Origin of the sequence: cyanobacterium endosymbiont of Epithemia clementina EcSB, assembly GCF_029919255.1 — a bacterium.
Taxonomy (GTDB): Bacteria; Cyanobacteriota; Cyanobacteriia; order Cyanobacteriales; family Microcystaceae; genus Rippkaea.
Genome location: NZ_CP123991.1, coordinates 1,496,489 through 1,521,524, shown reverse-complemented (window position 1 = coordinate 1,521,524; position 25,036 = coordinate 1,496,489). Strand labels below are relative to the sequence as shown.

8 protein-coding genes and 1 tRNA gene are annotated in these 25,036 nt (G+C 35.0%); 3 read left to right on the top strand and 6 right to left on the bottom strand.

Going from position 1 to position 25,036, the window contains the following annotated elements; genetic code table 11:
• Positions 1–1,568: 1,568 nt before the first annotated feature.
• Complete coding sequence (gene gltB, locus P3F56_RS04940; protein ID WP_281153648.1) at positions 1,569–6,233, bottom strand: glutamate synthase large subunit; 4,665 nt, start codon at positions 6,231–6,233, stop codon at positions 1,569–1,571.
• A 491-nt stretch (positions 6,234–6,724) separates the two neighbouring features.
• Between gltB and P3F56_RS04935 the strand changes: the two genes are divergently transcribed.
• From P3F56_RS04935 to P3F56_RS04925, 3 genes are all read left to right on the top strand, one after another.
• The gene (locus P3F56_RS04935; protein ID WP_281153647.1) at positions 6,725–7,903 is read left to right on the top strand and encodes a DUF3747 domain-containing protein; all 1,179 of its coding nucleotides are present in this window, start codon (positions 6,725–6,727) and stop codon (positions 7,901–7,903) included.
• A gap of 139 nt (positions 7,904–8,042) precedes the next feature.
• Positions 8,043–8,636: a recombination mediator RecR gene (gene recR / locus P3F56_RS04930; protein ID WP_281153646.1), complete on the top strand. Its 594-nt coding sequence runs from the start codon at positions 8,043–8,045 to the stop codon at positions 8,634–8,636.
• A gap of 479 nt (positions 8,637–9,115) precedes the next feature.
• A complete protein-coding gene (locus P3F56_RS04925) occupies positions 9,116–9,334 on the top strand; it encodes a hypothetical protein (RefSeq protein WP_281153645.1) in 219 nt (72 codons plus the stop codon).
• A 161-nt stretch (positions 9,335–9,495) separates the two neighbouring features.
• Here P3F56_RS04925 and P3F56_RS04920 read toward each other — a convergent pair whose 3' ends face one another.
• The 5 genes from P3F56_RS04920 to accC all read right to left on the bottom strand — a co-directional run bounded on the left by P3F56_RS04920 (position 9,496) and on the right by accC (position 24,223).
• The gene (locus P3F56_RS04920) at positions 9,496–11,445 is read right to left on the bottom strand and encodes a M48 family metallopeptidase (protein WP_281153644.1); all 1,950 of its coding nucleotides are present in this window, start codon (positions 11,443–11,445) and stop codon (positions 9,496–9,498) included.
• Positions 11,446–14,436: 2,991 nt separating this feature from the next.
• A complete protein-coding gene (gene thiC / locus P3F56_RS04915) occupies positions 14,437–15,819 on the bottom strand; it encodes a phosphomethylpyrimidine synthase (protein ID WP_281153643.1) in 1,383 nt (460 codons plus the stop codon).
• Between the two features lie 2,535 nt (positions 15,820–18,354).
• Positions 18,355–18,426, bottom strand: a tRNA-Gln gene (locus P3F56_RS04910).
• 251 nt (positions 18,427–18,677) lie between these two features.
• Positions 18,678–20,258, bottom strand: a complete 1,581-nt coding sequence (locus tag P3F56_RS04905; protein WP_281153642.1) for a glucose-6-phosphate isomerase — start codon at positions 20,256–20,258, stop codon at positions 18,678–18,680.
• A 2,600-nt stretch (positions 20,259–22,858) separates the two neighbouring features.
• A complete protein-coding gene (gene accC / locus P3F56_RS04900) occupies positions 22,859–24,223 on the bottom strand; it encodes an acetyl-CoA carboxylase biotin carboxylase subunit (protein ID WP_281153641.1) in 1,365 nt (454 codons plus the stop codon).
• Positions 24,224–25,036: the final 813 nt, after the last annotated feature.

Here is a 25,036-nt window from a genome sequence, read left to right as displayed (position 1 = left end):
CTAAAAAACTGATAACACTAGAGTCCTCACCATTATATTCAAGCTGATGTTCATGATTTAATATGGAGGAATTCAGAAAAGCCAATGCCCGATCATAATAAATCTCAGGGATAAACAGGTTAAAAATAACAAATTTAGTTCAAAACAACTGTAGGTTGAGTTTTCTCGTGCAAACCAAACCCACAATCAAGACTAGAGCAATCCCACTGGGTTAAATATAAGCCGTATAATGCAAAAGCAGGATTTAGACTTAGCTAAATGGCAACTATGAGAATTAAAAGATAATCTTTTTGTTAGCGAAATTCTTAGGCTAAAAGCCTAATACACTCAGGACAGAAATTTGGATAGATCCATCAAGAATATGAAAGAAGTTATTGAAGTATATCTAGAGAAAAAAGACATTAATTAAATATCTGGATTGATCAGGGTTCAAAAAGTAATTATCTAATAACAAAATTGCCGATAGTCGTAGCAGAATAAGTAGTCTCAATTTTGAAAAAAGTTTGGCTTTTAAATTTGACACCAACCTGAAAGTCAGATGAGACTTTAACATTCTGGCGGTCGGATAGTTACTATAAAAATAATTGTGTAGCGGGATAGTATGAAAATTTCTGAAAGAAGCTATTGAGAAAATTAGATAAAAGTATCTCTTTTCTATTGATGCTTTTGTTTGACCACCAATCATTTTTATTATTTATAGACATGATTGAATGATCATAATTTATTTATAAGATCACAATTAATTACAATTTATATAACGAAATATTGTGGCGATAAGTTCCAAATTTAACAAGAGATTTCCTAGTCAAGATAAAAGCGAAAAGAAGATAATCTTTGACAGTATCATTTTCAAAAAATTGAATTGGAAATCAAAGAAATTCTACTTTACATTATGATCACATGTATGTATTCATATGATTCTGTAAGGTGTGGATTATGTAATGTAGTTTAAGACTAGCCTTGTTCCAGTGTTTATTGTTTAATCTCTAAAGAGTTTGTCCCACTGATTGAGGCAGTAATGGTATAGAAAAAATTTCCTTAAGAGATAGGTAAAAATAATCATTGCAATTCTTTATAGTCCACTATACACGCGACAAATCAATAAGCAAAAATCTGGTGTATTATATTATCTTTTACCAATCTATCCTAGATAGATACCAACGCGAGACAAATTACGCTAAGCTAATCCTCTATTGAATTCATTAATAAATATTAATATTAGTGTGTTAACGAAGTATAATGTGTGCTAAATTGACCCTGATGCAGTAGAGTCAACAAAATAGGTTCCACCACTAGTTACTTTAAAGCGGTTAGATAATACATAAGCAATTGTTGGAGATCGTCAACTAAAGTTCACAAGAATATGAATTTTTTTTCCAGCTTCTCATAGTGACTCCAACTCAGATTTGATGTTTATAGATATAGAAGATTTTTTTATAAAAAAAATTCGTTTTCGATGATCAATATTATTTTTTTACATGTTGTATTGATTTTTAAAAATAGATAAAAGACTTTAAAATAACCCCTTTCATATCAGGAAAGGGGCCATATAAATTATGGGATAGTAATTATTTAACAGGAGTTAAGGGGTTCTCCTCGACTGTAACTGGATTAGGGTTTGTCTCAGGACTATTCGCTTCAGATGAGGGAAACACTTGCCAGAATTTACTCACATAATCCTTCCAATTATCTAGGATCATCTGTCCTTTTTGGCTACCTGTATGGTCAACATGAGATTGAATTAACCCTTTTAACTGAAATTCTCCTGCTTCAGTACAAATTTTTTGAATTTCCACAGTTTCAAGATTCACTTTTTCAGGGAAGTTTCCTTCTTCATCTAAGAAGTAACCTAGTCCTCCAGTCATTCCTGCACCTAAGTTACGGCCAACGGTTCCTAAGACTACGATCACACCTCCCGTCATATACTCACAGCAATGATCGCCAGCACCTTCAATAACTGCTTTTCCGAAGGAGTTGCGCACCCCAAATCGTTCACCTGCACGACCATTGGCATATAAAAAACCACCAGTTGACCCATAAAGGCAAGTATTACCAACAATAACGCTGTTTTCAGGCTTATATTTACTTTCCTTGTGTGGAACAATCACAATTTTTCCTCCGTGCATTCCTTTACCAACATAATCGTTGGCTTCACCTTCGAGGTGTAAAATCATGCCAGGAAGGTTAAATGCCCCAAAACTTTGACCAGATACCCCTTTGAAGTTGAGGTTTAATTCCCCTTTAAATCCCGTATTTCCATACTTCTTAGCAATTACCCCAGAAATACGTGCTCCAACTGTGCGGTCAGTATTGACAATCTTGATATTTTTTATCACGGAACGGTGCTCATCAATCGAAGAGGCAATCTCCGTATCAGCTAAAATGCGATCATCTAATACCTCTCCATTACTGTGAACTGCTTCATGGTTTAACCAACTACGATCTTCTTTTACATCAGGAAGTTTAACTAAACAATCTAGATTTAACGCTTTGGTTTTGGTTAATTTTGGTGTTTTACGAGGAATTAAAAGATCGGAACGTCCAATTACCTCATCTAAGGAACGATAGCCTAATGTTGCTAAAATTGACCGTATTTCTTCGGCAATAAAGTAGAATAAGTTGGTCACATTTTCAGGAACCCCAGTAAAACGTTGACGCAATTTTTCCTGTTGAGTCGCGACCCCTACCGGACAGTTATTTGTGTGGCAAATACGGGCCATTATACAGCCCTCAGCGATAATAGCAATAGAACCAAAACCGTATTGTTCAGCCCCCATTAATGCAGCCATCATTACATCCCATCCAGTTTTTAAGCCCCCATCGGCACGTAAGATGACGCGATCACGCAATTGATTTTCTAACAACGTCCTATGAACTTCGGTAATCCCTAATTCCCAAGGACATCCCGCATGTTTAATGGAACTTAAAGGTGATGCACCCGTTCCTCCATCATGCCCCGAAACTTGAATAACATCGGCGTTAGCTTTAGCAACACCTACTGCAATGGTTCCGATGCCAATTTCTGCTACTAATTTGACTGAAACCTTAGCCATAGGGTTAATCTGATGTAAGTCAAAGATCAACTGTGCCAAATCTTCAATGGAGTAAATATCGTGGTGAGGAGGGGGAGAAATCAGGGTAACACCAGATTTAGACCGCCGCAACATGGCAATATAGGAACTGACCTTTTTCCCTGGTAACTGTCCTCCTTCCCCTGGTTTTGCCCCTTGAGCCATTTTAATTTCTAATTGCTTCCCGTTCATCAAATATTCGGGAGTTACTCCAAACCGCCCTGATGCAATCTGTTTAATAGCAGAACTTGCTGTATCTCCATTTTTTAGTCCATTTAGGTGAGGAAATGTAGGGGAATTTCCATCAGCATCCACGTCTGTAAGAGTAGTAAAGCGGATGGGATCTTCTCCTCCTTCTCCAGAATTAGATTTTCCTCCCAAACGGTTCATAGCGATCGCTATGGTTTCATGTGCTTCCCGTGATAAAGCCCCTAAGGACATTCCCCCAATACAAAACCTTTTAACAATAGCCTCGACTGTTTCCACTTCTTCAACAGAAATAGAAGGGCGATCACTGTTAAATTTCAATAGATCTCGCAAGGCAGTAATGGGACGTTCTTCAAGATATTTACTATACATAGCATAATGATCATACCCCTCTTTATTACCGCCATTTAACCCTTCTTTGTAAACTGCTACTGCTTTATGAAGAAATTTAGCCATTTTTGGGGAATTCATATGATATTCTCCCCCTGGACGATAGTTAATAAAGCCGAAGTTTTTCAGTTTTTTATCGGTTAAACTGGGAAAGGCGCGACTATGAATAGCAATAATTTCCTCAGCCAATTCTACAGTACTCAACCCACCAACACGGCTAGTGGTTCCGTCAAAAGCCATCTTAATTAATTCAGGACTTAGGCCGATCGCCTCAAAAGTTTGCGCCCCATGGTAGGAAGCCAATAAAGAAATTCCCATTTTAGAGAGAATTTTCAATAACCCTAATTCAACTGCATGACGATAGTTTGCAAATGCTTCGTCAAGGGTAATGGGTTCAATTTTTCCGTTGCCCATTAATTTCTGAGTTTTTGTATCATTCCACCATTGACGGATAGTTTCGAGGGTTAAATAAGGGCAAACTGCTGATGCGCCATAACCTACTAAACAGGCAAAATGATGGGTACTCCAACATTGTGCCGTATCTGTCACTAAGGAAGTTTGCAGACGTAACCCATGTTTAATTAAATGATGGTGGATAGTTCCTACAGCTAATAAGGGAGGAATATAACTGGTTGTTTCCGCAACACTGCCCGTTTCCGAGACACGATCACTCAAAACAATAATTTTTGAACCGTCTTGAACTGCTTGAATGGCTTCGTCACACAATCTATTTAAGCTAATTTTAAGTCCTCCAGGACCAGCAGTTAGATCGAACAAGGTAGATAGTTGCGTTACCTTAAATTCAGAAGATTTAATCTGCTCTAATTCCGTCTCATTGAGTACAGGACTTTCAATTTTTAACAAATTTGCATCTTCTGCCTTGGGATCTAATAAGTTTCCCCGTTCCCCTAATAACATTTCCAAAGACATCACCAAACTTTCCCGTAACGGATCAATGGGAGGGTTAGTCACTTGGGCAAACCGTTGTTTAAAGTAGTCGTAGAGTAGATGAGGTTTATTTGAAAGAACGGCTAATGGAATGTCATCTCCCATACAGAAGATAGGTTCCTTTCCTTGAGTTGCCATGGGAACTACAATCATTTCTACATCTTCGGCCGTATATCCAAAAGCGGTTTGTTGTTGCAAAAGTTGCCCAGGTTTATCTAGAAGAAGATTTTTTGAGAAGGGTTGGAGAGTAATTTCTCGACGAAAAGTCTGCAACCATTCCTGGTAAGGATGCCGTCGGGAAATACGTTGCTTAATATCCCAATTTTTAAGAATTTCCTTAGACTCTAAGTCGACGGCAATAGTTTGTCCAGGTCCTAATCTTCCTTTTTCTACAATGTCTTCTTCTGGTAAATCAACGACTCCTGCTTCGGAACCGATTACCAAATAGTCATCTTTAGTAATGCAATAACGAGCAGGCCGTAAACCGTTACGATCTAAACAGGCTCCTACCATTTTGCCATCACTGAATGTAAGTAAAGCTGGACCATCCCAAGGTTCTTGAAAACCACTATAGTATTGATAAAAACTAGTTATTTCGGGATAATCTTTTAAATCAGGTTGATTTTGATAAGCTTCAGGCACCAAGATCATTGCCGCTTCGAGGGGACTACGACCTGTCCTGACCAACAATTCTAAAGCACTGTCGAGGTTGTAGGAGTCACTGTTGTCATTATTGACAATGGGAGTTAATGCCTCTAGTTCTTCAGAAGTCCATCCTGGAATTTTTAAGTGAACTTCTCTGGCTGCCATAGAATTAATATTCCCAATGAGGGTATTAATTTCTCCATTGTGACCCAACAAACGCATTGGTTGAGCCAAAGACCACTTTGGCATGGTATTGGTACTAAAGCGACGATGGTATAGAGCAAATCGACTACTATAGTTAGGGTTTTTCAAATCTTCATAGAATTCTCCCAAGATTGTACTACGAACCATTCCTTTATAGACAATGGTGCGACAACTAAAAGAACAAATATAAAAGTCATCTGCCAGTCGTTTACCAATCCGTGACCGTACTATATATAAAATTCTGTCTAATGCATCTCCGGATAACCCGGCTGGAGAAGTCACCATGACTTGTTCGATATGGGGTTGATTTCGTTTAGCCTGAACCCCTAAAACCTCAGGTTTAACAGGAACTTCTCGCCACCCCAATACCTTTAAATTGGCTGCGGATACTACTGTCTCAACATGAGCACGTTGTGCTTCCCTTTTAATGTCATCGTGGGGAAGAAAGACCATACCGACCCCTAATTGGTCAATAGGTGGCATAGTTAAACCTTGATTCGTAAACCAAGGAATTAATACCTCACGGGGAATAGCTGTCATGACCCCCGAACCGTCTCCTGAGTCATTATCCGCGCTACAGCCTCCCCGATGTTCTATACAGCCTAACGCAACAATTGCCTGTTCAATAAGTTTATGGCTTTCTTTTCCTTTTACATCAGCAATAAAACCAACCCCACAGGCATCTCTTTCTTCCACCAACCATTTTTGACCAAAATAGGGGGACAATGGTTGATGAGTTGACTGAAGGAGGTGGTTTGTCTTTTTCATAGGGCTACGCTTATACATACAAGTTTAAGATACGGTATTATGGTGTTTAAGACTGCAAAATTGGTCGCTAAAGCCGGTTTAGCGAAGAGCTCACAAAACCATCATGTTTAGGATGTGGTTAACAACAATTAATGATAACGGAACAAAACAGATAATCTTCCCACACTTCTAGTTGTAGAGGCATTCAAAGATCCTTGACCTCCATGCTATCGAACCTTAGCCATGACAATGCAATCTGTTAATGATAATTTAGCTTATCTAATATTTTAGACCGACTTAAATTTTCGATATTTTCTTAAAATTACAGTAAAATCGCAACGATGAAGCTAATTTCTAGGAAATGCAACATTTGTTTCTCTCAGTGCGTCTTGTGGACAGGACAAAATACGTCAATCACTAAAGATGCCTAATGACTCGCAGAAATTCTAAATAAACTCCGAAACCTCTAAGTTTAACCTTTTCCCACTTAAATCAAATTCTTTAGAATATTTATGAAACCCTCACTTCTGGGCAAAACAGCTACTATCATCGCCTTTTGCTTCACTGGTTTTACTCATCATCTCCCTAGTAACGCTTCAACTTTCGAGCAACAAGAAGTCAATCAGGACGACCTTATCGCCATTGCTAGACCCTACGGTGACAACAAATACGACTTGCTAATCATACGTCAAATTCCTGGACAGCAAAAGTGTTGGAGTGAAAGTGGAGCTAATCCGATCTTAGTTAATCCATTGCTCCTCAACTTTGACTTTACAGGAAGTTGCGAACGTAGTACAGATAGTAACGGCTATTCCATCCGCATTGATGGACAAGATTATGGTCTAGATTATCTCTTACGCATAATAAAACATGATGGAGAACTTATACTTGTCGGAACTAATCGTAATGATCTTAGTCAATCCGAAATTATCGTCGGAAGAAGTAACGGAATAGCCAATGGGTTTATGCGACTTGAACTTGAGCCTGGTTGGAGATTCACAAAACGGACCTATAACGGCAGAGTATTAGGTCATGTTTATCTTACAGGGGATAGTTCAACTATAGAAGAACAATCTCTTTTGATAGCCACTAGCTCCTCTAGTCCCAAACAGGAGACTCAAGATAGTAGACCTATGCGAGAGATGACTTTCACTGCAGACAATCAACCCGACAGTAAAACCTCAGCTGCTTTCAAACCCTTATCTTCAGTATCTATTTCTCAAAAATCTTTTTCTTCTCCTGTTTCTCCTACAACTATGCCCTCGTCTAGTGCCCTACCTCCACCCCCTCAACCTCGTTCGTTGTCCACTATTACTGAACCTTTACCTAAGTTTTCTGACTTACCCCCCCTAGCACTTCCTCCTCAAAACAATAGTAATTCTATCGTTCCGCCTCCTCAATCCTCAACAAGCACTGATTTAGAACGTAAAGGGTTATCTAATGTTGGAGGTTTTTTGTCTAATCCTACGCCTGTCGTCCGACGTACTTCCCTTAAAGGATACCGTGTGATTGTCGCTACGAACACTAATCATCAAAAGGTTAAAGTACGCTCACTCTATCCTGAAGCGTTTCCCACTTCTCATAACGGAAAGTCCGTCTGGCAAGTAGGACTATTTAGCGAGCGTGATAATGCTGAGGAAGTACATCGAACTTTAGAAAATGCCGGACTAAAACCGACCATTATTCCCTAAGTGGGAAAATATAGTCATTCAGTGGGCGAGGAAAGTTCATCCAATTCTTTTACATAAACTTTATTTTTACTTAATCACCTAAGCCAATCGATATTAATACAATGGGAGATGTGAGTTAACATTTAGAGAGGATTGGACTATGTATACTCCGCCTCTTGCCCGTTTGATTGAGCAATTACGACATTTACCAGGGGTTGGACCTAAAACTGCCCAAAGACTTGCGTTGTATATTCTCAAACGCCCAGAAGAGGAAATTCGAACCTTAGCCAATGCTTTAATTGAAGCAAAAGAGAAAGTTGGACTGTGTCAAGTTTGTTTCCATTTTTCTGCCGACCCCGTCTGCGAAATTTGCCACAATCCTCACCGAGATTCCCAAGTTATCTGTGTAGTGGCCGATTCTCGCGATGTGATTGCCCTAGAAAAAACTAGAGAATATAAAGGGAAATATCATGTTTTAGGGGGTGTTATGTCTCCGATGGATGGTATTGGCCCTGAACAATTGTACATTCAACCCCTCGTTAGACGAGTTAGTCAAGATAGACTTAAAGAAGTAATTATAGCTCTTAGTCCTACCGTGGAAGGAGAGACGACCACTCTCTACATTGGTCAACTCCTCAAACCTTTTACCAAAGTTACACGCATTGCCTTTGGATTACCGATAGGAGGGGACTTAGAATATGCCGATGAAGTGACTTTAACACGGGCATTAGAAGGACGACAGGAATTAAAATAATTGATAATTGTTTCGTTTTCATCAGTAATGAGTGCATGGATGTAGTCATAACGGAAATTGGATTACGTTGCTGCTTAGAAAATTTGGGCTAAACTTAGCAAAATTTGCCTCAAGGAGCATCCGTCATTAAGTATCATTAACTTTTTCTGAATTTTCCTTCCTGTCCTCTTGAATTAATCAATAAGCAACCGATTTCTCTAACCTATCTGACCCAGATTACTGTAGCTGAGGCGTTAATCGATGCTCACTTTAGAGTCTGCTGGTCAAAACTATCAAATTAGTCTGGATTAATCTCTCCCTTTCTCTATTCCCCCTTCTTCCATTGACCGGAAACATTTACCCTACCAAAACTCAATAATGGCTGCCATTTAGCTTCAAACCACAGAAATAGTATATCTCCCCTATGGCTATCTATAGTAACGAGACTGTAGACAATTTTCCAAGGGGTTGAATTGATTAAATAAAGAAAATGTAAATTAGTGATCGCTGGAGCGTTAAAGTCCCCGATTACTTCCTTAACTCTAGCTAGATTTCAGAAAATAGGAGCATTAACTAAAACTGGATGTTATTCTTTTTACTTATGTTGGAAAGGACCAATATTTAGAGAAACGGGCGCACAATTACTTTCTTCTGTTGGCTTAAAAACGCTAGAATCTGACTCCAATTTTGTTAGGTGGTGGCTTAAGCGTTTGCACTAGACAAAAGTGATCAATTGGAAATTGAGATTTGACAAAAACTCCGGAATGTCTTGAACGCAACTTACCTGTTTGCTTTCAACGGCAGAACTATTGTAAACCGATAATTGAGTGGCTCATCGTTAAGAAACACTAGAGGTAAATACCTGTTAATTACACCGATATTAATTCTCTTTGGGGAGTAAGGTTGTCTTATCGGGTTTTTGTTCTCTGTTTTTTTGCTTATCTTTGTTCTCCCTGTCTTGTTCTCTTTTGAATTCGGCTAACAAATTAGCCACCTTTTGTCGAATTTTGTGATGTTTTTCCACGCCCTCATAGGCGTAACGGTTAAAATTGTTTCGCACGATTATTTCTTCGAGGTATTTAACGCGATTGCTAGTATCTGGATGAGAAGAAAACCAAGCAGGGGGACGGTTTTTCTGTTCTACATCCATGATCTCTATTAAATTTTGCAGCCCGTCAGCCGCATAGCCCGTAGTCGCTAGTAGTCGTGTCCCAAACATATCAGCCTGTTCTTCCATTTTCCGACTGTAGTTAAGGATAATGAGATTTCCGGCTAATTCCCCTAGATAGGGAACATATTGAACTACACTGCTGGCTAATGAGCCTTGAGTCATTTGTTGGAAACCGTGAGAGAGAACGGTGTGGGCTAATTCATGGGCAATTAACCCGGCAATTTCCGCTTCTGAGTTGGTTTTAGCGATCACTCCTGCATTAATAAAAATCTTGCCCCCAGGCAAAGCAAAGGCGTTGATATTTTCATCCATCACAATATAAAACTCGTACTCAAACTCATCTCGTCCTGCAACAGAAGCTAATTTTTGTCCAATTTCATTAATAAATCGATTAATTTCTGGATCTTCTACCAAAGTTAGTCGTTTTTTCAATCCTTGAGCATAATTTTCTCCAATAACTGCTTCTCCTTGTATTAACAAATAGGTAGTTTCTAAAGTAGAAAGAGGGGCAAATACATTTCCCATTAAAACCACGCTTATGCCGTCTATAATTGCAGTTCCCACCACATTCCAAGTCATTTTCTTTTGTAATCTATCCTGATATTTGGCTAAATTTTTATCTGCTACTTCCTTAAATTCAGATGCACGAAAGTGATCTGGATTAAATAGAAAAAATTGACGGGCGGTTAAGGAGGCAGTTAACCAATTTTTAGCTTCTTCATCAGCTTTAATTTTAGCTGCCACCAATGAAGCTTCATTTGGATAAAGAGTCGTCGCATTATGTAGAATTTTTAAAGCTTCTTCTGAATTTTCGTCTGTTTCAAGAACTTTGGCATAATGGAGATGACCGGGGATAAATTCAGGGTGTTTTTCTGTTAAAAGTTTTAATGCACTTAGTTTCTTACTTTTATAGATAGGGTTTCCTTCTAAACTTTCTTGGTATATTCGCCAATAAACACCACCTCCAGGTAATAAATTTTTGGATTCATACACTGGTTCAGGGATAATTTCCTTGTTAAATTCTTTTTCAGCTTCAAATGGCTCTTTAATTTCTCGATAGAATCGTTCAGCGAGCAAAGTATCTCCACAACGATAAAGATGATCAGCTTTAGCTAGAATTTGATAGCGATCTATTTTCTCGGTTAAAGTTGTATTTTCTGGATTTTCTTCTAGATTATCAGCTATTTTTTCTTCTAGTGCAGAGTCAGCCTCAAAGGGGATTTTGTTGATGGTAATGAGTTGATTTAATGAAACATCTACGATTGTGTTGTTAACAGTTTCTCCTTCTGTTTCTGCTTTGATGGGAAAGGTAAATTCAGGAAAAGCTGCTTGACAATCCGTCCCAGCAACTTTTTTAGCTGAAGTGAAGGCTTCTATCTTAGGTCTAGTCGATTGTGGTTCAGGGAACTGTTTAAGCTTAGTTTTTTCTCCTGAGACAATCACTCCTGAAACTAAATTTTGTTCAGACTCAGATTTTAATAAAGAATTATCATTATTTCGGGAAAAAGACAAAGAAGACTCTAACTCCAGTTCTTCTGCTTGAGATTTGTCTGGGATGAAAAAAACTTCTTGGGTTACTCCTGTTGAAGTCGGTATGACAACACCCATTGTCGTTAATAATAAACACCAGCGTACATTCATCACAATACCTTTTTTCATTTATGTATTAGTTACAAAAACTATAGATTTTTTTAGAAAAACTATAAATACAAGATTAATCAGACGTGTGCAATTGATTGAGTAGATTTTATCCAAAGAATCAATTGTCTTATGCTTTTAGCAGTCCGTGTTATTTTGAGAATAAGAGTGAATTTCCAGGAAGATATTATTACATATGATAGTCAAGTTTTATGAATTTGGTGATAGATTAAGTTGTTGAGACTAACAGTTTTTTTTTCTTTAAAAATTAATACAGTTCCCTCTGAAGTCTCAGTCTCGACAGGTCAATTCGTTTAGAAAACCTCTCTTATGAGATATCAGAAGGCAGTCTCAATTCTGTATTGGCAGAATACGGTTAGGTAGAATGTATTTATGTCTTTACTGACCGAAAAACCAGTTGTTCTAGAAGACTTATCTTTGTGGAAATGGATATAAAAGGATAAGAATTTACTGTCATAGATATTTTAGATAGTGTCAAATAGATAGATCGTCCAATGACAATTAATTGTCGCAAAAATATCAACAATGCTCGTATAAACAGCTTTAAATAAGTCATTTTTGTAACTTTATAGGTTGATCTTCAAGCCTTAGTTCTTAAACAAAAAAATAGATTAATCTATATAAAACTAAGTCTCTTTTTGTTATGTTTTAAGCTAGTCACCTTGAAAATTACTGTTATAGTAGCAAATTTCAATTGGGTAGCTTACAATGACAGCAGTAGAGAAACTAGCCAATTGTATCCTTGTAAGTTAATAAATTCATAGTTCGATTAAGTTCTCTAAAATTCTTGAATTGACAGATATTCTTTTATTTTTAACTAACAGTTTTTAATGGAGTTAAAATCAAGAGAATAAAGAGATAAAAATACGACTTTTGTTTCTATAAATTTTATCAGTTCTCTAGCTTTTGTGGTTTTATGAGCAGGTAAATTTTCCATGACTACACAAACTCCTGGCTACGGGGGGGATTGGCACTGCGTTACATAAGTGAGAACCGCTTTTTTATTTGTATATCTTTATAAATATCAAAAAGGCGAAAACACAATGTAGCGATCGTTACATTGTGCATAATATTTTTTCCTCGATTATTTCGAACATTTTCCATAAGCTTAGTTTTCCTTTAGTTGCTTTAGCATATTGATTAGTCATTGCTAGCTCAACTCCAGTTTCGTCAATACATACTAGGTCTTAAAGTTTGAGTTGTACGAGTGTCCTCTAATATTCCCGTTTCAACACTTGAATTTTACCTGTGTATAGTTTCAAGGCATAAAGTATTTTTTAGGGTTAAGTTAAGTTTTTGACTATCTTTTCTATCTGGATTATTTCCGTGTTATTGTGAGTAGTTTTTTGTAACTAAATTCAGTATTACCATACTATATTATAAGTTTCTATAGAGAGAATCAGCCTAAGAAGTCAATGGATAAAAATGAATAATTAACTTTTAATAAAAATTAAATAAATAAGAAATATTGATATTTAATCGATTTAAATTAAATTAGTTTAACTTTAATTAATACTTTTTATCGGCAGCTTATTTAAGAATATTTCTATTTATAAGAATATTTCCATTTAATTGCCTTGATAAATTATATGGAGTTCAGCCATTAAGCAGAAATTATCATAATTTTTTGTTATAGATATTTTCTATATGTAAATATTTAATTTCTACCTTTTAAAACTCTATATAATTACTTGTTTAAAACATCTATCTGAACATTGCTTTTATTATTGTATTTTCTAAAAGTTTTATTGAATCTGAATTTCTTTAACTTTCTATCATCTTATCCTTAAACATAAAATTTTTATTTTTGTTCTCTTTTTATAGAAAATTTTTGGGTCGTAAATAAACTTTCATCGTCTTTACTTCTTTAATTATGCTAACCTAATTTTAGGTAGGACAGACTGATATCTGGGAGTCGCTCTTTTTTAACTATTTTTTATAGTACACTTATTTAAGTTTTCTTAGATAATTACCTTTAGTTTAAACTGTTCAATGTAAATTACTCAAAACTAAAAATATCTCTTACAGAAACTCTCTAACGAATGCTTAAACACCGCAGTAATATTATCCACATCACTTAGGGTCAATAATCAAATATTTGATTATTGACCCTAAGTGATGCTCTGAATTCAGATTATAATTGGGTAATTTAGCAAAGTTACTCAAGGGTTTTATATTGTTCTACCATATAAGTATGGTAGAACAAATATACTAAAAAATGTCTATTACGGTTGTTATTCTAAATATCTAAGTCAAAACACGATAAAGTCGACAAGTATCTGAAATAGTAACTGCAAACAATCAAGCATACAATGACTGTTTAAAAATAGCACGAGACAAGGCCAGTCAACTCTAAATCAAATCGAGAGAAGGTTTTGTGAGTAAATTAAGCATAAACAATTGGTCGAGCAAAAAAGTGAACAAAATAGTTACAAGTACTTCAATTGTTCGAACATTTAATATAAGAGATATTTTTAAGTTTGCCGTTAATCAATAGAATTTTATCGCTAAGTTTTACTAACTTTTACTTCATCTTCTGTTAATAATAGAGTAATTAATTTAAAGCTTCGTTAATAGAGTTTTTCATAGTAGTTCTCAAGCAAGATATCCTCAGTCTCAAAATAATTTATCAGTTAAATCTTGCCTTAACTCAAGAACCGGTTTATAGTAATTTGTATTATCTGAAGTTAACTTAACAATTAATAATTTGTCGTAGTTCTGTGTAATTAAATATAGTTTAAATCCCTAATGCCATTCATAGGATTTTGTCTCCTAGATTGCGACACCTCAGCTTTTCCATTAATTTTGGACAAACTTACATTTGAGAAAAATGCAGCCGTAGTGATTACCCTAGAATCTTCGTTCCCTTATTTCATAATCTTAATCAGGATCCTGTAAAATTGTTTGCTTTAAAAAATTGACAAACATTATCCCCGATTCTAATAAGAAAAATCGTTGGGGGTCAACAGTTGTTGACCCCCAACGATTTTTTTATTGAGTAATAGGTTGTTTATCCTGTTCTTTAGCTAAAAATTTCTCCAATTCCGTCAACGCATCAGCATCAACTTTCGTTTGCATAGGACAGAATTTAGGTCCACACATTGAACAAAACTCCGCTGTTTTGTAGACATTTGCAGGTAAGGTTTCATCATGGTATTCCTGAGCGCGATCAGGATCTAAAGACAATTCAAACTGACGATTCCAGTCAAAATTATAACGAGCTCTTGACAGTTCATCATCGCGATCTCTTGCCCCTGGACGGTGACGAGCAATGTCGGCTGCATGGGCAGCAATTTTATAAGCAATTAATCCGTTACGAACATCTTCTGCATCAGGTAATCCTAAATGCTCTTTGGGAGTAACATAACATAACATTGCTGTACCATACCAACCAGCCATAGCAGCCCCAATTGCTGAAGTAATATGGTCGTAGCCTGGAGCGATATCAGTTACTAATGGTCCCAAAACATAGAAAGGTGCTTCGCTGCACTCTTCTATTTGTTTTTTTACATTAAACTCAATTTGGTCCATAGGAACATGGCCCGGACCTTCTACCATCACTTGGACATCGTGTTCCCAAGCACGATGGGTTAATTGCCCTAAAGTTTTCAATTCAGCAAATTGTGCTTCATCGGAAGCATCATGAGTACAGCCAGGACGTAAAGAATCCCCTAAACTAAAAGAAACATCGTATTTTTTAAATATCTCGATAATCTGGTCAAAATGAGTATAAAGAGGATTTTGCTTATGATGGTGTAGCATCCACTTGGCGATGATACCGCCACCGCGAGAGACAATTCCTGTTAAACGATTTTTGACTAAAGGAAGATGTTCAATCAACAATCCTGCGTGAATCGTCATGTAGTCCACACCCTGTTGAGCGTGCTTTTCGATGATGTGCAGGAAATCATCGGGGGTAAGGTTTTCAATGTTTCCGTGAACGCTTTCTACTGCCTGGTAAATAGGGACAGTCCCAATAGGAATAGTAGATGCTTTGATAATAGCTTTACGGATGGTGTCTAAGTTTCCTCCCCCTGTAGACAGATCCATTACAGTATCTGCACCGTATTTTACTGCTAGATTAAGTTTAACTACTTCTTCATCCACATTAGATGAGTTCGGAGACGCGCCAAGATTAGCATTGACCTTACATTTAGAGGCAATACCAATACACATCGGTTCGAGATTTGGGTGATTAATATTGGCGGGAATAATCATCCGTCCCCGTGCCACTTCCTTTCGAATTAACTCAGGGGAAAGGTTCTCTCGCTTAGCTACATAGTCCATTTCCTCGGTAATTGTGCCTTGACGAGCATAATACATTTGGGACACATTGCTGTGGCCATGACGCTTAGCAATCCATTGTGATCTCATATTTTATACCTCAAGAAACAGCTTTTCTACGCCGGCATCAACCGGTCTCAGGTTCTAAGGGTCTCTCTCAGTCTAATTAAATAAGATCCCCCTAGATCTGACACTCCACTGAACTAAGTCTGAGTGGATTCTTGGGCTGAATCTTGCCTATACCGGCATTGCCAGCTTTGGTCTTACAGTTTCATGTCTAGTCCGACTACACTTTCTACAGCAAGCACTCTGATGGACTACTCCCCAAGCGTAAATTCGGGTATGTCTTACCCTATTTGATTTCTAATCTTATCTTAACCGTTTAACCTTATGGTTTTGACTTTTCTAGCAGTTATGGTGAAAGATTCAAGGGTAAAATTTACGGAGCTAGGATATTAAACCGGTCTCCTCATCACTCTAAAGGCTATTTACTCATAAACAACCTAGGATATTATACCTCAACTGGCTGTTTTTTAAAACCAAGATTTTTCGATAAGTGTTAATTTTAACATTATAGTTATTTTTGTTGATCGGGAAGGAAGCTATATAATAAAAATAAAAAGTAAAAGAAAAAAGTAGTTAAAGATAATTAAAATCTCGAACAATATTTATGGAAAAACCTCTTAGACAGACTAATTTATTCGCAAAAATTATCTTAGTCATGTTTTAAGTAAACTATCAAAAATTACCCAAAGAAAACTACATAAGAGTAAAGTTTTTACTTGCCCACAAAATTGATTATTAGTATTGACAATATTTAAAATGATTAAGTCTTAACTCAAAAATATCTGTACGATAATGACTGATTTCTCTATAACATATCAATTAATTCGATGAAGAATTGATCGGCAAAACTTTAATTTTTAACTTTTTTAAATATTTGACATTTTTTCTTTATTAGTAAAATAGACGGAACTTTTGGAAGAAGTTTTGGTGAATTACTTCCAACTAATTTTCTTTAGTGTTAAGTTCATTTATTTCCCATAATTAAAAATTATATTCGCTTCTCATCCATAAAAAATTACAAGAAAAGGAACAACTATAAGAGTTTTGAGATCCTCATATATATGATGAGTTCTTTCAATCAGTTTCTTTCCTAAGAATTTAGTATAACTATTCAATAGTAATTAACTTCAGGTTATTATTTTCAACTTTTTTGATATTTCCTAGCTTATTGTATTTTCTCACAAAAAATTACAAAGAGTAGGGTATATGCTTATTAAGCATATACCCTACTCTTTGTAAAAAATTATATTTGTCTCTAGATTTTATATTATTAATTAACTAAAAAAAATATTAGTTTATAGATAAATAGTTATAGTTATACCTATTTCCATCTAACAACACTCTAATGACCACTAAGCAGAAATTCATTATGAGGGGAAGATCCTGTTGGACACTAACCCAAAAGTAAAAAGTTACAACGGATACTATGAAGATCAATCTAATTGAAGGTTCTCAAGACTTAATCAGTTCTTTGTCTGTTATATTTCTTCCAACTATCATCCCAGTCAACCATACAAGAAATTCTATAATGATTATTCAGTCCTTCCTATAATCCAGAGCTTTATTTTTAGCACAAGCCAGTCCTGACACAGAGCAAAATCTACTATGGGGTTGAATAAACCTAAAAAAAGGGCAAACATAGGGATTAAGAACACAACTTCAATAAGCACTGAGGTTACTGTATTGCTTCGAAAATAAGGCATAATTCTACCTCTAGTTGGATTAGTTTAGACAATCACCAAAAATTGAGCAAAAGATTATGGGGGTTATCTTTCAAAAGCGCACTGAAGTAGGCTAGTATTTGGCGACTAGACCAGTTAGTCATCAATAATTATCCCAATCGGTTAATTTTGGCTTTAGCCAGAGGAGGGGGGTTTCATTGCCTTTGAAATCGCTAAACAACTAAATCCTCTCTTAGATATTTGTTCAGTGAAGAAATTGGGTATTCCAGAGTACAAAAAATAGGACATGGAAGCTATCACATCAGGGGAAGTAAGAATTAATTATTAATCAAAAGATGGTCAATCGATTAAATATTTATCCTCAGATGATCGAACAAGTTGCTACCAAGTTAGAATATCGTGATCGCACTTATTGAAGACAGCGACCGTTATTACCCTTCATCAGAGTTTTTATAAAATAGAAATAGTCTGATTTATCAAAAAAATAGACCCGACAGCAACTCATCTTTATTGAGGTTAAACGACCAGGAAACTTCTTCATAAAAATAATAAATTAACTATCAGAAATTTCTCTTAGATAGAGAAAACTGTTTATTCCCAAATAGATCGTTAACAAATAAAATTCAATTAATATATAAAAAAAACTACAGAAGAGTTAGTCCGCTAAAATAATACATAGCAAAATATCTAAGGTACAATATTTTAAATGCTCATAAAACAACAATTTTAAAAAATAGCCATAAGAAATAGAGTTAGTGAAAAGGAAATCGACTTCTTCTTTTAATTTTAAATAGTCTTAGATTAATTATCTTTTTGTCCAAACTGATAGAGGTAGTTGAAACACCACAAAATGGTAGTGGAGTCTTTGTCTATTTGACTGGGGTGCTAGGATTCGAACCTAGGAATGGCGAGACCAAAACCCGCTGCCTTACCGCTTGGCGACACCCCAACACTTACGCCTTCGTAATTATAACAGGAGTTGATGGGAATTTGTCAAGTTCTTTTTCTGAATAAATAGATTAACCGAGAGATAGTACAGTTCATTTACTAAATTTTATTTGATATTTATCATCAAATAAAATGATAAGAGGAATATACGCTACTTATACTACTGATAGCGTATATTCTCTTTTTTCACTACGTCGTAAGCATTTTACTCCACATAACTCCGCTACAATATGGTACTTCTCGGTAGGTTAGCTAACCAACAGAAACTTTGAGAGTTGAAGGGTTCCCCAGATTCCCTTCTAGAACAACTCCTCGTCCATTGGCGGCTAGATGACGTACAATTTTGTAGACTGCTTCGACTGCATCAGGAGCTCCTGCTTTCGTTGCTAACGTAGCCATATCTAAAGTTCCAACAGAATTCTCAATCGCCTTTTGAACTTCAGTTTGTAAAGATAAAACAGAAGAAGCCATCTTCTTACCTGCTTCTACCCCAGGTTGATGATAGGCGTTAACGTTAACTAACGAGCCATAAAAACTGACAGTACGTTCATACATCGCAATTAAAGCCCCAACAGTGCGAGGATTAACTTGGGGAATAGTAATGGTCACAGAATCACGGTTATTCTCGTATAACGCCTGTCTGGTTCCTTGGATGAACCCAGATAGATAGTCTCCAGAAGTGATTCCTGGATCTAATTCAATGGACGATCCTTGACGATCCTCTAATACTTCAATAAAAGTGGCAAAGAAATTAGGAACTCCTTCACGCAATTGCTGAACATAAGCATGTTGATCCGTTGACCCTTTATTTCCATAGACCGCAATACCCTGATAGACTGTGTTGCCATCGAGGTCTTTTTCTTTTCCTAAAGACTCCATAACTAACTGCTGTAAATAGCGACTAAATAACAGCAAACTGTCTTTATAGGGAAGGATTACCATATCTTTCTCTCCCTTCCCATTGCCAGAATAATACCAAGCTAAGGCCAACAACGCTGAGGGGTTAGTTTTAAGATCCTTAACCCTGGTTGCTTCGTCCATTTCCTTAGCTCCAACCAACATCTCTTGGATATCAATACCCTGCAATGCGGCGGGTAACAACCCCACGGCAGAAAGTTCAGAAGTTCGTCCGCCTACCCAGTCTTGCATGGGAAAACGGGCTAACCAGTCCGAGGCTATCTGATCCATTTTACTTCCTGGCATGGTAATAGCGACCGCATGAGGGGCAAAGTCTAAACCTTTAGTTTCGTAAGCTGCCTTTAGTTCTAACATCCCGTTACGGGTTTCAGGAGTTCCCCCAGACTTAGTGGTTATTAAAACTAGAGTACTTTTGAGGCGATCACCTAAACGGGTTAAAATGCGATCAATGCCTGCTGGATCATTATTATCAATAAAATGGATGGCCATAGGGGGAAAGTCGGGGGATAAAGCCTCAGCCACAAATTGGGGTCCTAAGGCTGATCCACCAATACCGATAGAAAGAACATCGGTGAATTTATCGGCAGTGGGAGGTTTAATGGCTGCATTATGAACTTTGGTGACGAAATCTGCAATGGCTTCGAGAGGTTCAGTAATTTCTTTTCTAATGTCGTCATTCGGTGCTAATTCCGGAGCACGTAACCAATAGTGACCTACCATCCGGCCTTCGTCTGGGTTGGCGATCGCCCCAGCTTCTAGAGCCTCCATATCTTGAAAGGCTTTCTCAAATTTAGGCTTAAGACTATCAACGAAGGTATCATCAAAGCGCATTCTGCTGATATCAAGGTATAGTCCTAATTTTTGGTGGTAATATAGCCAATTTTGATAACGTTGCCAAAGTTGTAGCTTATTCATAGGAAATACTGCACTATCAAGATAAGTTTTTGGAGATGATTAAATATCTCTCCAACGATCATAGATATAGATCCTAGAGATAAAGGGTTAAGATTTCATTATTTTTTTAGGGAAATGATAACTTTACAATAATTTAAAATTGATTATAGGTTGAAACTTGAGACTATAAAAACAAAAGCTACCTTTGTATCCCTTATTTTTGTAGTCTCACTCTTTAAAATAGAATGCTAAGTTTAATTAGAAACCCCCACTTATGATAAGAGAAAAATAATTTAGATAAAAAAAGATCTCTAGAAAAATACCTAGAAAATTATTTAGCTTAGTATTGTAGTTAAGACTAACTATAAAAAGTGTCTAAACAATCAAAAATATGGAAAATTAAGAACATGATATTTAATAAAGAAAAAAAAGTAATAAACCACTTTAAAAATCAACTCACTAATTTAGATTAATACCTGCTAATTTACAAATAAAGATAGATAGAATAAAAATTTTTTTGTATAAACTAATCAAAATATTTTAAAAAATCAAATTAAAAATGAAAAAAATCTGAAATTTTTAGTTTTTTTCATTAAAACCTTAGCATATTTTATATGGACAAAGAGGTCTTTAAAAAATAAAATTTTACTATTTTAAATATAAATTGTTAATAATAAAAAAATATCTATAATACAGAATATGTAGTTTTTTTTCTTAAAAAAGAATAGAATTAAAGCCAATCAGGAAAAAAGTTGAAAGTCCTTTTAGGAAAAGACTAATTGCTCTAGTAGATGAGAACTATGAATGTTAATTTGTCTATAAATGTGTAAAATAGTCGACCTTAGAAATTTCATATTCTTAATTTATAAGAATGAAGAAAAAATAGCTGAGTATGTAAACTATTTTGAAGTAAAAGTATTGTTAATAGAGTAAGGGAAAAGCTAATTTTATAAAGAGCAATCTTGCATCCAATTATTCTCTATAATTGGATGTAACAGAAAGATGATGAAGATTAGTAGATGACTCTTGAATTAAGAGTTAATACATTTATTAAAATAGTCAAATAAAAGAAAAAATTTTAAATTTAACTCATTATTATTAATATCATTAGTTAAATTTTTTCTATTTTTTAAAAATTATATGACTATCGGATCTAGATTTTTCTAATTTATGTTAGAAGTGAATTACTAATTTATAGTGTCTAACTTTTTATTGTTAGTAGATAGTTAAAAGTTTGGCTTTCTTAGATCAAATAAATAAATGAGTAAAAAATAAAAATACTAACTATCATAAACTCTATTTATAAGACAAAAAAGTTAATTAACTATAAAATTAATTAGTATAAATTATTATATACAATATAACTTATGCTTGTTTATGGAGAACTAAACCATTTTAATAAATTTAAAATTACCAACTTACTTGCTTGTTATTTTATGATAATTAGAATTAAATATTCATATTTAATTAATTAACAACTTTATCTAAAAGTTCATTATTTTTTTAAAAAAATTCCTATATATCTTCTTATATTATATTTTTAAAAAAATCATAAATATTATTTAATTTTCTCTATCTTAGCTTTATCTTCTTAACTAAGAATCCATTTTTATTCATAAATATATATTTGCTATAAAGTATACTAGTCAAGTTTTTATCTTTTTTAAGAATGAGTTTTTTATTAATCTTTCTTTTTACTTGATTTAACAGTTAAATTTATAATTATTTTTTTAACATATACAATATATCAGCTTTTTTTAGAAAAAACTTCTTATTTTTTGAATATATATTGATGATTATATACAAATATATACTGACTATTTTATTTGTTTAAATCCTCTAAAACTAAAATAGATAAATATTAATCATCACTTTTTTAAAAAACTGTCAGTTTAAAATCTCTTTTATTTACTAATAAAAAAATATTTTTTTTATTAGTAAATAAAACAACTTAATTAAATACTAAGTTTTTAATATTTGATATTATTTTTTTAATAAATTAACTTGCGGCTTTTTTGACAAACTGTTGATATCTGACGGAGTCATTTCTATTTTTTTGAGTATAATTTTTGATGATAGTTTCTAAGACTTTTAGGAGATATGTCAAGTTGGGGTAATCAAAATAAATAAACTGAGTTAAACTATTAAAATATATTGCAATGCAATCACTAATCTTTTGACATGCATTTTACTAAGTAATTCTATACTAATTTGTCATTGTGTTCAATTTTCTAAACTTACTTTTTTAACTTTTGATAAGTAACTTTTATTAGAAATAACAGTTAAGTTTTTAATAAAAGCAGTAGGAGTAATTAGAATATTTTTAGTTTGTATTTGTGATCCTCTCAATCTGGTAAAATAGCTGGACTACCTTAAAAGTATATTTTCTTTAAACAAAAGAGCTAACTCTTTAAGTATACCTAATATATTTTTTCAAAAAAATATATTGCCGTTAAAATAAAAAAGATTTTTTTATTTGTTTGAATCATTGATTTTCATTTAAATATTAATTTGTAGTATATTTGAATTTATTAGCAAATACTGAAAGATAGTGTTCAATATTTGTTGAAACTAATAAATTAAGTATAATTAAGGTTGTATTAGCTATTTCAGTAATATACTTAACCTTTTATATTAGACTTTTTTAGCAAATGTTCCTCAACAAAATTAGTGTATACTTCACCAGTTAAAAAAGCGGAAGTTTCTAAAATTCGTTGATGAAAATCAATAGTGGTAGGAACCCCTGTTATCGCACATTCTCTTAAAGCTCGTTTCATCCGTTTAATTGCCATTTTCCGGTCAGGAGCCCAGACAATCAATTTACCAATTAAAGAGTCATAATAGGGGGGGATTTCATAATCTGTATATACATGAGAATCCATCCGTACTCCCGGACCTCCAGGGGGAAGATATGCACTAATTTTACCGGGATGGGGACGAAAATTATAGTCTGGATCTTCAGCATTAATACGACACTCGATTGCGTGACCTTGGAGTTTTATTTGATTTTGAGAAAAGCCGAGTTTTTCCCCTTGGGCAATACGAATTTGTTCAGCAACTAAATCTAACCCAGAGATCATCTCCGTCACAGGGTGTTCTACTTGAATACGGGTGTTCATCTCCATAAAGTAAAAATTTCCCTGCTTATCAACCAAGAATTCTACTGTTCCGGCCCCTACGTAATTAATACATTTAGCTGCTTTAACAGCTGCTCTTCCCATTTTTGCACGTAATTGGAGGTTGAGAAAAGGACTAGGAGCTTCTTCAAGTAGTTTTTGATGACGACGCTGGATAGAACAATCTCTTTCTCCCAAATGAACCACATTGCCATAACTATCAGCCAGGATTTGAAATTCAATGTGACGGGGTTGTTCAATAAACTTTTCGATATACACTCCTCTATTGCCAAATGCCGCCTCAGCTTCTCCCTGAGCCCCTTGGAAAGCACGAGAAAATTCTTTATCTTCTCGAACCAAGCGCATTCCCCGTCCTCCACCTCCAGCAGTGGCCTTAATGATGACAGGATAACCAACATCACGGGCGATGGCTAGGGCTTCTTGTTCCGTGTCGATCACCCCCCAACTTCCAGGAATCGTGGGAACTCCTGCTTTCTGCATAGTTTTTTTTGCAGTAGATTTATCTCCCATTGATCGGATAGCTTCAGGACTCGGCCCGATAAACGTAATTTTGTGATCTGCGCAAATTTCAGCAAACTTAGCATTTTCTGCTAAAAACCCATACCCTGGATGAATGGCAGTGGCATTGCGCGTGAGGGCAGCAGCAATGATATTAGGAATGTTGAGATAGCTTTTATTACTCGATGGCGGACCGATGCAAACACTTTCATCTGCAAGTTGGACATGAAGTGCCTGGCGGTCTATGGTGGAGTGAACAGCAACCGTGGCGATTCCTAGTTCCTCACAACTGTGTAAGATTCGTAAGGCGATCTCTCCGCGATTTGCAATTAAAATTTTAGAAAGTTGCATCGTTGAACCAGTGCATGAATATGAGACAGTCATACTTAGTAGAATATCTGGTTTTGTACGTTAATATTCACTCAACTATACAACTAGCCAATGTGTACCAGATGTTGTGTATTAATCAATCAACTCCTTTTAGCTATCATTAATGTTTAATAAAGAAAGTTATTGACTATTAAAATTAGCACATAATCCTTTTTATATTACCTATATCAAACTTAAGACTCAGTAAATAGATTCAATTTAATTGTCAAAACCACAAAATAACTATTGCTCAAGATTGAGCAACGACTTAAGATATTAAGTATAACCAAGATTAAACTACTTAAAAAACAAAATATTTTTAGGTTAGCACTCTGCTATTTTGTGTCGAATTCTAAGATCAATGTTGTCTGACTACCAATTTCTAATGGACTAACTATGTCTAAACTATACACTTGACAAATCCATATATTGGCAAAAATATATCTAGATCTAGGAACTCTTAGGACGACTGTGAATAAGAAGTGGCCGCAGGCATTTTGTCAATACCCTAGAAACAGAAATATATCATAACTTAGTTAGTTTCCCTTTATGTGAAAAGGGAAACTAAAATACATAGGACTGATTCTGAACCTGAAACAAATATAAATCTTAGAAAGAAGTGTTTTATAAATTAAGGGTAATAGTAATTTTCTTAAAGATTAAGTAAATAGATTAATTTTTGTAGAAAATGAACGATTAGAAAAATTTTATTGCTAAATTGCTAAGTTAATTCAAAGCTTTAACCATATCTACTTTGAATGGATTATCCCAGAAAATAACTATTTTGATCAATTG